This is a genomic window from Methylomonas sp. DH-1 (genome assembly GCF_046097555.1).
Classification (GTDB): Bacteria; Pseudomonadota; Gammaproteobacteria; order Methylococcales; family Methylomonadaceae; genus Methylomonas; species Methylomonas koyamae.
Window position 1 is genome coordinate 637,476 of sequence record NZ_CP143089.1, and the last position, 11,425, is coordinate 648,900.

An 11,425-nucleotide genomic window follows, 5' to 3' on the forward strand; every position below is an offset into this window, starting at 1 on the left:
TTCACAGCTGCCAGCCTGTTTGAGGCCGAGCGGATAAACGTTGCCAATCGACGCCGGCAATCAACCATTGCCATTGCGCCTGAGTCAGCGCAAACACCGCATCGCCGACCCTGGGCCAGACAAAGCTGCCTTGATGCAAACGGCGCTGACACAGCCAAACGCCATTACCGTCCCACAGCAACAGCCTCAATCGATTGCCGGCCCGATTACGAAAGATAAACGCAGAACCGGCGCAGGGTGAGTGCCCCAGACTCTGTTGCACGATGGCCGACAAACCATCCAGACCGCGCCGCATATCCACCGGCGCCACCGCCAGCCAAATCTGCGCCGGATAATCGATCAAGCCAAACCTCGCATCAACTCAGCCAACCAAGCCGCCGGCGTAGACATCGGCAATTCTAATTGGCTTCCTGAGTGTATCAACCGAATCACATCCTGCTCAAACGGGGCAACGGGCGTGACGGGTGATTGAATGTGTACCGGAATCAGCGTCGTCTCGGGTGTGGACGATGCGGCCGCATCAGACATCTGTTTGCGATATACCGATAAACGCATCGTAAACGTGCCGTAGTTTAATCCCTGTTGCCGGCAATACGCCGCCTGGCTTAATCCACTACACTGCCAAGCTTGAATGTGTTGATCCCAGTCCACTGATAACGCCATTGCTGTACCTCGTCAAAAAGGCTGAGCATCGACAATTTCGACAAATTTTAATAGGTGGGGCCGTTAGATGCTTACAAAACATTCGGCGGTTGCCGATACCGGTCAACGGATCGAAATAGGCTTGTTTGCGCAATTGTTCCTCGTTGAGTTTGCGCTGGGTAATGTCGAAAAACAGGCCGATGCGGCGCAACGGTAGGCCATTAGCGTCGAACACGGTGTTGATGCTGAGTTGTTCGACGTAAAGTTCGCCGTTTTTCCGTCGATTCCAGATTTCTCCGCGCCACTGGCCCAGGCTGACGATGGTTTGCCACATGTCCTGAAAAAAGGCGGCGTCGTGGCGGCCCGAGCCGAGGATGCTGGCGTTTTTGCCGATTACGTCGCCGGCGCTGTAGCCGGTGATTTCGCTGAAAGCCGGGTTGACCGAAATAATCGTGGCATCCACTTCGGTAATCATCATCGCTTCGTTGCAGTTCTGGTAGAACAGCATCGCCAATTGGCGGTTTTCGTCGGCGAGCTTTTGCGCAGTGACATCCTGAATGATGCCGGTCATTCTGGGATACAGGCTGTGGTGGCGGCCCGAGCCGCGGATCCAGCGGATTTCGCCGTCCACCCGGCGAATGCGGCATTCGAAATTCCAGTTGCTGCGTTCGCGGCAGGCGCGGCGAAAATCGTTGTCGACGCTGTCGCGGTGTTCCGGCACGACGTGGCCGAGAAAGGCTTGGTAATTCCAGGTCGCCAGCAGGAAGTCGTAGCCGAAAATCCGGTCGTGGATCGGCGTGCGCAGCACTGCTTCGGTTTCCAGGTCCATATCCCAAGCGCCGGTGTCTATGGTTTGCAAGGCAAAACTGAGCCGGTTTTCGCTTTCCTGCAGCGCTTGGGCTTTTTGCTCGCGGTCGTATAGCATCAGTGCCAACGGGATGCCGACGCTGGCCAGCACCAGCAAGTACAGCCAAATGTTTAGCAATCCGCTTTGCAAATCGCCGTTGGCGAACAGGCCGATCTGGCGTTCCAATCCCCATAGCGATTGGACGGCGGTCATGCAAATCAACAGGATGACGCCATGGCGGCCGAAGCGCGCTGCAGCCCAGACCACGAACAGAAAAGTCCAATAACCGCGGGCATAGTGGCCGGATACGCTGGGAAACCAACCCAAAAATACCATTTGGCCGCTGAAAAAACTCAAAGCCAAAAACGCCGCGGTTTCCGGCAGGCGTTTCACAATAAACCAGCCGGTCGGCCACTTGCGCCAAATCAGAATGCATGGCGTGACCAAGGCGATGCCGAATACGTCCGCCATCCACCAGTGCAACATGCTCGGGAACAACTGGCCTAGCGTCAGGTAGCCGCCAAGCAATAACGACATCGGCCCGATCAGCGCGCTAAAGCAAGCGGTAACCGTACCGGTGGCGGCCAGCCAGGCAAAGTCGCGCGGATGGCGCAATTTGATCGAGAAACCGGGGTTGCCGAGCAAGAGCCAGGCGCCAAGCCAGGATTCCAGCGTGTTACCGGCGGCGATGCAGGCCGATATGGTCCAGGAGTCGCCGACCAACAAGCCGGCGCAGAAGGCGCCTAACAAGATGCCGGCCCAATTGTGCTTGGCGTCGAGCAGCATCGCCGCCAAGCCCAAGCCCGCCGGAAGCCAAATCAGCGTGACATTGCCCCGGTCGGAAAAATAAGCCAACACCAGCTTGGCCAATCCGGCGTACAGCAGCGCCAGACCGATGATTTTCAGTCCGATAAGCAGACGAGGTGGAGAGTTCATGGGGTACCGTAATCGCGGCCGGAGTCGGGCAAAGTGTATATCAGCGGCGTTCATTCGCCATGAAGGGTCGGCGGATATAATGCGAATTGATCGAGAAAAAACGCAGACAAACAAGCGGATAACTCTATAATTGCCGGCATTTTGAGCTTGGGCCAGAGGTTGGGAATGGTTTCCGAAACGGTTGTGGAATTGTCTCGCTCGCAGTTTGCGATCAATGCGGTACAACATTTTCTATTTGTGCCGCTGACGGTGGGTTTGTCGTTTTTCTTATTGGTTTTGGAAGCCTGGGGGCTGGCCGGCGGCCGTAGCGATTTCCAGCAACTTTGCCGGTTTTGGGGAAAGTTGTTCGGGCTCAGTTTCGGATTAAGCCTGGTCTCCAGTTTGGCGATGTTGTTCCAATTCGGCGGCAATTGGTCGTATTTCGCCCATTACGCCGGCGATGCGTTCGCCGGGCCGGTCGTCGTCGGCGTCTTGGCCGGATTGTTTACCGCGGCCAACGGTGTGGGCTGGATGCTGTACGGTTGGGATAAGTTGGGAAAGTGGTCTCATCTGCTGAGTACCTGTGCGGTATGCCTGGGTTGTCATTTGATTTTGTTCGGTTTTTCGGCTGCCAGCGGCTGGATGCAATATCCGGTGGGGGCCGAGTTCGATCCGCAAGCGTTACGGATGGAGTTGGTCGATTGGCATGCGGTGTTAACCAATCCGGTGGCGTTGGCCAAGTTCGCTCATAGCTTGCTGTCGGCTTATGCGGTCGCCGCCGGATTCGTGTTGGCGATCAGCGCTTACTACCGGCTGAGGTCCGCCGAAACGGCTTTGTCGGAGCCGTCGTATTGCATTTCTGCCGGGTTGGGTTTGCTGGCGATCGTCGCCACGTTGTTGTTGGGCGATGCCGGTATTTACAAGCAAAGTTCGTTTCAGCGCAGCAAGCTGATGGCGATTAACGGACTACCTGCCGACGATATCCTGGCGCAAAACCGGCAACGTATCGATAACGGCATCCAGGCTTACGCGATGCTGCAACAATTGCGCGACGATAATCGGCAGCCGGAATTGCTGGCCGGATTCGCCGCCGCCAAGCCGGATCTGGGCTATGGCTTGCTGCTGAAGCGCTGGCACGACACTGTGGTCGATGCCGGCCCGGCGCAAATCGATTTGGCGGCGCAAGCCAGTTTGCCGCCAGCGGCGCCTTTGTACTGGGGGCATAAAGCGATGGTGCTGTTCGGCGTGCTGGCATTGTTGACCTTTCTGACGGCCGGCCTCGGTGCCGTAACCGGCCGCAGGCAGCCTTGGTTGTTGAAGTCGGCGATGTATGCTTTGCCGGCGACCTGGTTGGCCAGCGGCAGCGGTTGGTTCATCTCCGAGTTCGGCGACCAACCCTGGATTGTGGTGGACGTGTTGCCGACTTGGTTGGCGGTATCGGCCTTGGGGCCGAGCGATCTAGCACTGGGCTTGGCGGTATACGGATTGGCCTATTCCGGCCTATTGGCGTTGGCAATTTTATTGGCGATGCAGATAGTCAAACAGGGAATGGCCGAGCTAGCGCTGCCGGTTGAGGAGAGTGGCGATGCTTGATTACGAAATTTTGCGTTTATTGTGTTGGGGCTTGCTCGGCTTGTTTGCCGTCGGTTTTGCGTTGACTAACGGTTTGGAGATGGGCGTAACGTTGCTGTTGCCGTTTCTGCAGCTATCCGAGACGCAGCGGCGGCAAATCGCCGCCAGGCTGGCCCCGCTCAGCGCCGGAAACCAAGCTTGGTTGGCGGCGGTGATAGCCGTGTTGTATGCCGGTTGGCCCACGGTTTATGCCGTGGTTTTTTCCAGCTTTCAGAATCTGTTCCTGTGCGTGATGTTGGCCGCATGTATCCGGCCGCTCGGTTTTTACTTCAGAAATAGCCACGATCATCGGGAATGGCTGCCGTACTGGGATAAGGCGTTGTTTGTGAGCGGCTTATTGCCGGCCGCGCTGCTGGGGCTGCTGGCTGGAAATTTGTTGAAGGGATTTCCGTTTCATTTGAGCAGCGATATGCACATCGCGTTTTTGGGTAGCCTGGCCGGATTGTTCAATCCGTTTGCATTGTTGGTCGCGGCCTGTAGCGTGGCGTTGTTGGCCGCTTACGCTGCGGCCTATTTGCAATTGCATGGCGGCCCGGATTTGCGCTTACGCGCCAAAACCTTGGCGCAAACTGCGGTAATTCTGTTTTTAGTGTTGTTCGGCTTGTGCGGCGCCTGGATTACGCATTTGGAAGGCTATCATGTCACGACCGAGATCGTGCCGGATGGCGCATCCAATCCGCTGGCCAAATTCGTCAAGCGCGGCGACGGTTTATGGCTGGACAATTACGAACACGAACCGGCATTGTGGGCGCTACCCTGTCTGGTTTTTCTGGCCGGTATCGGCGCCTGGGCGCTATGCAAATTCGACCGGGCCTATTGGGCAATGTTGGCGTTGGCGTTGGCACTGGCGTTGGCGGTATTGACCTTGGGTGTGTCGATGTTCCCATTTTTGGCGCCGTCCAACATCTCGTTGAACAGTTCGTTGACGATTTGGGACGCCAGCGCCAGCCGAACGGCATTGCACGGCCTGCTCAGCTTTGCCGGGCCGGCCTGGTTGGTGATGGCGCTGGCTACGCGCGGCCTGTATAAAATTCAGCGTTAGCCGGTTTGGAACGGCGCCGGGCCGCCCGGCGCTTTCTGTGCGGGCTTAACTTTGATAAAACCGAGTATCGATAACAACTATAACTAACAAGGTAGGCGCATCATGAAGAAAATTCTGAACCACACTCTGATCGGTATTTTGGCGTTCATCCCGATCATGGTGATCGTGCAAATCGTGCTGTTCGTTAAAGACCGGCTCACCGATCTGTTTCAGTTCGTTTACGGCTACTCGGACAACTATCTGGTGACCTTTCTGCTGTTTGCCGCCAGCTTCGCCACCATCACCTATGTCGGCCATCGGGTCAGCATGGGCCGGTTTTCCATCATTGCCATGTTCGAACATCTGATCGAGCGCATCCCGTTGTTGAGTACGATTTATCGGGTCACCAAAAAGTTGGTCAACATGATTGCCGGCCACCAATTGCAGGAGCCGCGCGAGGTGGTCTACGTCGAATATCCGAAAGAGGGCATTTGGGTGCCGGCTTATGTGACCAATAAAACCGACGACCGCTACGTGTTGTTCGTGCCGACTTCGCCCAACCCGACCTCGGGTTTCGCCGTCATCGTCCACGAATCGAAAGTGATCAAATCCGAGATGAGCATCGAACAGGTCACCAGCTTTATCATCAGTGTCGGTGCCGACTTCGAAAAAGTCGGCGAAATCGCCAAACTGCCGAAATGACAGTTGGCTGCGGCGCCGGGAAGGCGAATTCGTTCCGACTGGTTGCGGGGCTATGATGCACGACCCCGGCTATTTGTTGGCCGAGCAGCTGGGCGACGGTTTGAGGCGCTTGAACCGGGTGTTGGCGTTGGCCGAATCCTGCACCGGCGGCGGCATCGCGGCGGCGGTGACCGATGTGCCCGGTAGCTCCGTCTGGTTCGACCGCGGTTTTGTCACCTACAGCAATGCCGCCAAAGTCGAGCTGTTAGGCGTGCAGACGCGAACCTTGCGGGCCTACGGTGCCGTCAGCGCCGAGACGGCCAGGGAAATGGCGGCCGGCGTACTCGCGCAAAGTTCCGCCGATTTGGCCTTGGCAGTTACCGGCATCGCCGGACCTGACGGCGGAACCGCCGAAAAGCCGGTAGGCACCGTATTCGTCGCTTGGTTGCAACGCGGTAGCGAACAGGCTGAGTGCGTTAGAAAACAATTCTCCGGCGACAGGCAAAACATCCGGCAGCAGACCGTTTTGTTTTGCTTGCAGCAACTGTTGCAGGCGGTGCGGGCCGGGTAGGTGCGTACCGCCGCGCATGCGGCCCTGCGAGCAGTCTCGCCGGCATCGTTGCTGCTTGCCGCCGAAGCCCTGTCCGGCGGGCGCTTTCGGCATCCGCTGGCAGAGCCGAAAAGCGTTTAACCCCCTGGCAAGTTAGGCTAAAATGCTGGGTCTTTTCTCTGCGGGTGGTTAAGCCATGTTGAATAAAAATCTGCTTATTGCTGCCGTTTCCGTCTTGCTCAGCGCTTGTGCAACCAGTCCGACCGGCCGCACCCAGTTCATTTACATGTCGGACAACCAAGTCGACCAAATGGGTTTGCAAGCCTTCGACAGCATGAAGAGCAAAAACCCGGTCAGCCGCAATTCTCGTTTCAACCAATTTGCCCAGTGCGTGGCTTATGCGATTACCCAGCAAACCGGCGGTCAGTGGGAAGTGGTGGTGTTCGAAGACGAAACTCTGAACGCGTTTGCGTTGCCCGGCAATAAAATCGGCGTGCATACCGGCTTGATCAATCTGGTCGATAATGCCGACCAGTTGGCGGCGGTGGTCGGCCACGAAGTCGGCCACGTCCTGTCGCGGCACAGTAACGAGCGCTTGTCGCAGGAAACCGCAGTCAGCACCGGCCTGGCGATGGTGCAGGCCGTGACCCAGCCGCAAACCGCGTTGGGCCAGACCGCGTTGGGCTTACTCGGCGTCGGCGCCCAATACGGCGTGATCCTGCCTTACAGCCGCATCCACGAAACCGAAGCCGATACTATCGGGCTGGATTTGATGGCCCGCGCCGGTTTCGATCCGCGGCAAAGCATCAATCTGTGGTTGAAGATGGACAAAGCCGCCCAAGGCGGCCAGCCGATAGAATTCATGTCGACCCATCCGTCGCATGCCAGCCGCATCGATAATTTGCAACAAAACATGAACCGGGCTCTGCAATTGCAGCAACAAGCCTGGAGCCAGGGACGCCAACCGCGCTGCGCCAAATAATCCATGAATCCGCATTTAGCCGAACTTCACCCTTACCCGTTCGAAAAGCTGGCTTCTTTGAAGCAAGGCATCACGCCGCCGGCCGACAAAGCCCATATCGCGTTGTCGATCGGCGAACCCAAACACGCGACGCCGCACTTCATCCAGGAAGCGCTATTGCGCCATCTGCATGGCTTGACGCTATATCCGACCAGCAAGGGCTTGCCGGAATTACGCCAGGCGATTGCCGACTGGACTTGTCGGCGTTTCGGGATGCCGGCCGGCGGCGTCGATGCCGAAACCCAGGTATTGCCGGTCAACGGCACCCGCGAGGCCCTGTTCTCGTTGGTGCAGGCGGTAATCGATCCGGCCGATAAACCGGTCGTGGTCATGCCGAATCCGTTTTATCAGATTTACGAAGGCGCAGCAGTGCTGGCCGGCGCCGAGCCGTATTATCTGAATACCACGGCGGAAACCGGCTATTTGCCGGATTTCGACAGCGTGCCGGAAACGATTTGGCAACGCTGCCAGTTGGTGTTTATTTGCTCGCCCGGCAATCCGACCGGCACGGTGTTGTCGCAGGCCGACCATCTGAAATTATTGGGATTGGCTGAAAAATACGACTTCGTCATCGCCTCCGACGAATGCTATACCGAACTGTACGACGACGAGGCCAATCCGCCGCAAGGTTTGCTGCAAAGCGCTTATCAGGCCGGCAACACCGAGTTCAAACGCTGCGTGATTTTTCAAAGCCTGTCCAAGCGCTCGAATGCGCCGGGCTTACGCTCGGGCTTCGTGGCCGGCGACGCCGAGGTGTTGAAGCAGTATTTGAAATATCGCACTTACCACGGTTGCCCGATGCCGGTGCCCACCCAGCACGCCAGCATCGCCGCCTGGAACGACGAGGAGCACGTCAAACATAATCGCCAGCTCTACCGCGACAAGTTCAGCGCCTTCATCGACATCTTAAAAGACGTCTGCGAAATCGAGCGGCCGCTGGCCAGTTTTTATATCTGGCTGAAGACGCCGATGTCAGACACGGAATTTGCCCAAAAATTGTTCGCCGAGCAAAACATCACCGTGCTGCCCGGAAGTTTCCTGTCGCGCGACAGCGATGGTATGAACCCCGGTGCCAATCATGTGCGCATCGCGTTGGTCGCGCCGATCGAGGAATGTGTCGAAGCCGCGCAACGCATCAAAGCTTTTCTCAATGAAAATAACGCCTAGGAATTTCCCCTCTTTGAAAAAGAGGGGTTGGGGGAGATTTTCAGATAAATCCCCCCCTCAATCCCCCTTTGTTAAAGGGGGAGGACTTCCACCCTTTTTAAAACCCTTCCAACTAGAGAGCTCATGTCAAACCTGGAAACCATCATCAACGACGCCTTTGAAAACCGCGCCGAAATCAGCCCGTCCACCGTTTCTACCGAAGTCCGCAACGCGGTCGCCGAAGTCTTGAATATGCTCGACAAGGGCGAAGTCCGCGTCGCCGAGAAAAAAGACGGCGACTGGGTCACCAACCAATGGCTGAAAAAAGCCGTGCTGCTGTCGTTTCGCATCAACGAAAACAAAGTCATCGAAAGCGGCGACGTGCGTTATTACGACAAAGTGCCGACCAAATTCGGCAGCTACAGCGAAGCGGATTTTGCCCAAGCCGGCGTCCGCGTCGTTCCTAACGCGGTGGCACGCTACGGCTCCTACGTGGCGCCTGGCGCGATCCTGATGCCGTCCTACGTCAACATCGGTGCCTACGTCGACAGCGGTACCATGGTCGATACCTGGGTAACCGTCGGTTCCTGCGCGCAGATCGGCAAAAACGTGCACTTGTCCGGCGGCGTCGGCATCGGCGGCGTACTGGAACCCTTGCAAGCCAACCCGACCATCATCGGCGACAACTGCTTCATCGGCGCCCGCTCCGAGATCGTCGAAGGCGTCATCGTCGAAGACAACTGCGTGGTCTCGATGGGCGTTTACATTGGCCAAAGCACGAAGATTTTCAACCGGATGACCGGCGAAGTGACCTACGGCCGCATCCCGGCCGGCTCTGTGGTGGTATCAGGCAACTTGCCTTCCAAAGACGGTAGCCACAGCCTGTATTGTGCGGTGATTATCAAACAAGTGGACGAAAAAACCCGCAGCAAAACCGGGATTAACGAGTTGTTGCGGGATTAACCGCTCGCTCTGTGACGCATGGCGCTGGTTTGGCGCCATGCGTTACAATGCTGGCACGGCTTTTTCCTTGAGGGCGTAGGGCATGAACGCAATTCCATTCGATACCTTAAAATTTGCGCTCCGTTTAAAAGCAGCCGGCTTTACCGAGGCCCAAGCCGAAGTAATCACCGAAATGCAAAAAGAAGTCGTCGACAACACCCTGGAACAAGCCAGGCACGACTTTCATCTCGACGATGTCTCCACCAAACGCGATTTAAAAGACTTGGAAGTCGTATTGCGTACCGAAATCAAAGCGTTGGAATCCGAGTTAAGCCACAAAATCGAATTACTCAGAGCCGATGCCGGCCGCGATCAAGCGGAAACCAAAGCCGATTTAACCCGTTGGATCATTGCTGCCGGCTTCTTGCAAACGACAGTTATTGTTGCGGTGTTGCTGAAAATAGCGCATTTGATTTGATTCGGAACTGTCTAAAGCTTCTCCGGCGGACAAGAAGCCTGGATTTAGCGGAGCGGAACTCAGGGTTTCCGGTTCTGCTCCATTTATGCCGTTTCGCTCCAACGGGACTACAGTTGCCCCTGTGACGATTTTTCCGTAAGCGCCAATCTATCCGCCCGAATCGTAAACGCCAAAACCAATTCTTCACTTTTCCGCAACGCCAGCGGCGTCGGCAAGCCGTCTGAGCCGAGTTGCTTGCCGATAATCGGCTCGATACAAACATATTCCGCTTTTTTGTCGCTCCAGATGCCGAACGCCAGTGCGATCGGCTGCGGCAGCGGGCTGATCTCGCAGGCCATCGATACGGCAAATTCCTCGGTGCTCAGTTTGACCGGATCATGCGGCGCTGCCGCCGGATAAGCGCGCATGCTATCGTGCGGCAGCGAGGCGATGTCTATCCGGCTGTCGGCAATATCCAGAAAACTGTTCGGCGTAATCGAAAAATACGGATGAAAGCCGGGGCGCACCAACGCGGTGTCCGATAGGGCGCGGATGGTGGTGGTGACTTTTAGCGTCTTGCTGTTTTGTTCGTCGGTTTCTTCCCAATCGGTGATTACCTCGATGTTGCCCCAGTTGTGTACGTCGGATGCCGACAGGTTTTTTTGATGCGGCAGCGTGACATCGCAAACGGTGGTGCGGTATTCGCCATGCTTAACGCTGAACGGCGGCGACAGTTCCTCGAAATTGGGGATGCAAAGGTAAACCCCGCCGCGCGAGCCGCCGCCCGGCTTGTCGTGGAGCGGCGCGACAACGTCGATATCGTCCAGTTGCCAGCTAATCAGGGTGCCGGTTTCGGTGAATTGCATGGGAGAAATGGTCCTTGTCTTTGACGGTAGTTCGTTCTTTGCCGGCGCCGATACGTGAAATATGCTGTCGGCAAGTTGTAGTTGCGCAAAACATGCACGGCGTACAAGCCAGTGCCGGCCGGTTCGATAACCGGTTATTGTAAACTTCAAGCGTTCATATGGGGCGATAGAATGCAGAATAATTTACTTCGGCGAATTAAAGGCCGATTGCTGTTTCGACGCTAACCGCAGTTTCACTGGGGACGTTCCATGCAGACGATCGATGTTTTTTCTCTGGCCAGCCATCCCGGCGATTACCGGTATTGGCCGCTGCAAACCCGGCTGTTACAGAACGGCGTGCCGACTGCTTGCTACGTTCCCGGCTATCGGTTGCTGCACCAATTTCAAACCGGAACCGGCGATTATTTGCTGATTTGCGATTGGGATTGCCCGTTCGAGGAAGCCAGCGAGTTCGTGTTGCTGAGCCCGGAATTGCGGATTTTGGCCAGGCGCAGCCTGGGTTTGCCTTATGCATCGTTCGTGCTGGACGGCGTCGAAATCGCCGGCCCCGACCGATTGCGTTTGACGTATTATCCGGATCGGCAATGGCTGTTGCGTGTCGCCGCCCCCTTTAACCGGTTGCCCGGCTTTCTCGGCCGCTGCCGGTTGTTGCACGGCAGGCGGCGGCTTAATTTGCGACGCCTGGCCTGAGCCGAATAACTCGGC

Annotated in this window: 13 protein-coding genes; 9 read left to right on the forward strand and 4 right to left on the reverse strand. The window is 56.7% G+C overall.

The window, feature by feature from the left end; genetic code table 11:
- Position 1: 1 nt before the first annotated feature.
- From tnpB to VXJ35_RS03010, 3 genes are read right to left on the reverse strand one after another with little or no spacing between them, the layout of a single operon-like run.
- Positions 2 to 343 (reverse strand): IS66 family insertion sequence element accessory protein TnpB, encoded by a 342-nt coding sequence (tnpB, locus tag VXJ35_RS03000; RefSeq protein WP_082880777.1) that lies wholly within the window; start codon positions 341 to 343, stop codon positions 2 to 4.
- On the reverse strand, positions 340 to 663 hold the full coding sequence (tnpA, locus tag VXJ35_RS03005) for an IS66 family insertion sequence element accessory protein TnpA (RefSeq protein WP_082880778.1): 324 nt from the start codon (positions 661 to 663) through the stop codon (positions 340 to 342). The genes tnpB and tnpA overlap by 4 nt, the downstream gene beginning before the upstream one ends.
- Positions 614 to 2,425 (reverse strand): MASE1 domain-containing protein, encoded by a 1,812-nt coding sequence (locus VXJ35_RS03010; protein ID WP_064020435.1) that lies wholly within the window; start codon positions 2,423 to 2,425, stop codon positions 614 to 616. The genes tnpA and VXJ35_RS03010 overlap by 50 nt, the downstream gene beginning before the upstream one ends.
- Positions 2,426 to 2,608: 183 nt before the next feature.
- On the opposite strand from VXJ35_RS03010, the gene VXJ35_RS03015 reads away from it, so the two are divergent.
- The 8 genes from VXJ35_RS03015 (at position 2,609) to VXJ35_RS03050 (ending at position 9,875) form a co-directional block, all read left to right on the forward strand.
- Positions 2,609 to 3,997: a cytochrome ubiquinol oxidase subunit I gene (locus VXJ35_RS03015; RefSeq protein WP_197495953.1), complete on the forward strand. Its 1,389-nt coding sequence runs from the start codon at positions 2,609 to 2,611 to the stop codon at positions 3,995 to 3,997.
- Positions 3,990 to 5,078: a cytochrome d ubiquinol oxidase subunit II gene (gene cydB / locus VXJ35_RS03020; RefSeq protein WP_064020437.1), complete on the forward strand. Its 1,089-nt coding sequence runs from the start codon at positions 3,990 to 3,992 to the stop codon at positions 5,076 to 5,078. Before VXJ35_RS03015 ends, cydB begins: the two co-directional genes overlap by 8 nt.
- A gap of 102 nt (positions 5,079 to 5,180) precedes the next feature.
- Complete coding sequence (locus VXJ35_RS03025; RefSeq protein ID WP_054760056.1) at positions 5,181 to 5,759, forward strand: DUF502 domain-containing protein; 579 nt, start codon at positions 5,181 to 5,183, stop codon at positions 5,757 to 5,759.
- A gap of 55 nt (positions 5,760 to 5,814) precedes the next feature.
- On the forward strand, positions 5,815 to 6,309 hold the full coding sequence (locus VXJ35_RS03030) for a CinA family protein (protein ID WP_064023344.1): 495 nt from the start codon (positions 5,815 to 5,817) through the stop codon (positions 6,307 to 6,309).
- A 175-nt stretch (positions 6,310 to 6,484) separates the two neighbouring features.
- Positions 6,485 to 7,270, forward strand: coding sequence for a M48 family metallopeptidase (locus VXJ35_RS03035; RefSeq protein ID WP_054760054.1), 786 nt, complete (start codon positions 6,485 to 6,487; stop codon positions 7,268 to 7,270).
- 3 nt (positions 7,271 to 7,273) lie between these two features.
- Positions 7,274 to 8,476 carry a succinyldiaminopimelate transaminase gene (dapC, locus tag VXJ35_RS03040; protein ID WP_064020438.1) on the forward strand — a complete coding sequence of 401 codons (1,203 nt, stop codon included), beginning with the start codon at positions 7,274 to 7,276 and terminating at the stop codon, positions 8,474 to 8,476.
- Positions 8,477 to 8,599: 123 nt separating this feature from the next.
- A complete protein-coding gene (dapD, locus tag VXJ35_RS03045) occupies positions 8,600 to 9,418 on the forward strand; it encodes a 2,3,4,5-tetrahydropyridine-2,6-dicarboxylate N-succinyltransferase (protein ID WP_054760052.1) in 819 nt (272 codons plus the stop codon).
- Positions 9,419 to 9,500: 82 nt separating this feature from the next.
- A complete protein-coding gene (locus VXJ35_RS03050) occupies positions 9,501 to 9,875 on the forward strand; it encodes a DUF1640 domain-containing protein (RefSeq protein WP_064020439.1) in 375 nt (124 codons plus the stop codon).
- A gap of 107 nt (positions 9,876 to 9,982) precedes the next feature.
- Here the strand turns inward: VXJ35_RS03050 and VXJ35_RS03055 are convergent, their stop codons facing one another.
- Complete coding sequence (locus VXJ35_RS03055; RefSeq protein WP_064020440.1) at positions 9,983 to 10,720, reverse strand: hypothetical protein; 738 nt, start codon at positions 10,718 to 10,720, stop codon at positions 9,983 to 9,985.
- 249 nt (positions 10,721 to 10,969) lie between these two features.
- Here VXJ35_RS03055 and VXJ35_RS03060 point away from each other — a divergent pair, with 249 nt between their 5' ends.
- Positions 10,970 to 11,410, forward strand: a complete 441-nt coding sequence (locus tag VXJ35_RS03060; protein WP_064020441.1) for a hypothetical protein — start codon at positions 10,970 to 10,972, stop codon at positions 11,408 to 11,410.
- The last annotated feature ends 15 nt before the right edge of the window (positions 11,411 to 11,425 follow it).

What these genes read in the sequence shown, in the direction of transcription:
- tnpA (WP_082880778.1), bottom strand. Translation starts at nt 663, where the DNA reads ATGGCGTTATCAGTGGACTGGGATCAACACATTCAAGCTTGGCAGTGT.
- VXJ35_RS03010 (WP_064020435.1), bottom strand. Translation starts at nt 2,425, where the DNA reads ATGAACTCTCCACCTCGTCTGCTTATCGGACTGAAAATCATCGGTCTG.
- cydB (WP_064020437.1), top strand. Translation starts at nt 3,990, where the DNA reads ATGCTTGATTACGAAATTTTGCGTTTATTGTGTTGGGGCTTGCTCGGC.
- VXJ35_RS03025 (WP_054760056.1), top strand. Translation starts at nt 5,181, where the DNA reads ATGAAGAAAATTCTGAACCACACTCTGATCGGTATTTTGGCGTTCATC.
- VXJ35_RS03030 (WP_064023344.1), top strand. Translation starts at nt 5,815, where the DNA reads ATGCACGACCCCGGCTATTTGTTGGCCGAGCAGCTGGGCGACGGTTTG.
- VXJ35_RS03035 (WP_054760054.1), top strand. Translation starts at nt 6,485, where the DNA reads ATGTTGAATAAAAATCTGCTTATTGCTGCCGTTTCCGTCTTGCTCAGC.
- dapC (WP_064020438.1), top strand. Translation starts at nt 7,274, where the DNA reads ATGAATCCGCATTTAGCCGAACTTCACCCTTACCCGTTCGAAAAGCTG.
- dapD (WP_054760052.1), top strand. Translation starts at nt 8,600, where the DNA reads ATGTCAAACCTGGAAACCATCATCAACGACGCCTTTGAAAACCGCGCC.
- VXJ35_RS03050 (WP_064020439.1), top strand. Translation starts at nt 9,501, where the DNA reads ATGAACGCAATTCCATTCGATACCTTAAAATTTGCGCTCCGTTTAAAA.
- VXJ35_RS03055 (WP_064020440.1), bottom strand. Translation starts at nt 10,720, where the DNA reads ATGCAATTCACCGAAACCGGCACCCTGATTAGCTGGCAACTGGACGAT.
- VXJ35_RS03060 (WP_064020441.1), top strand. Translation starts at nt 10,970, where the DNA reads ATGCAGACGATCGATGTTTTTTCTCTGGCCAGCCATCCCGGCGATTAC.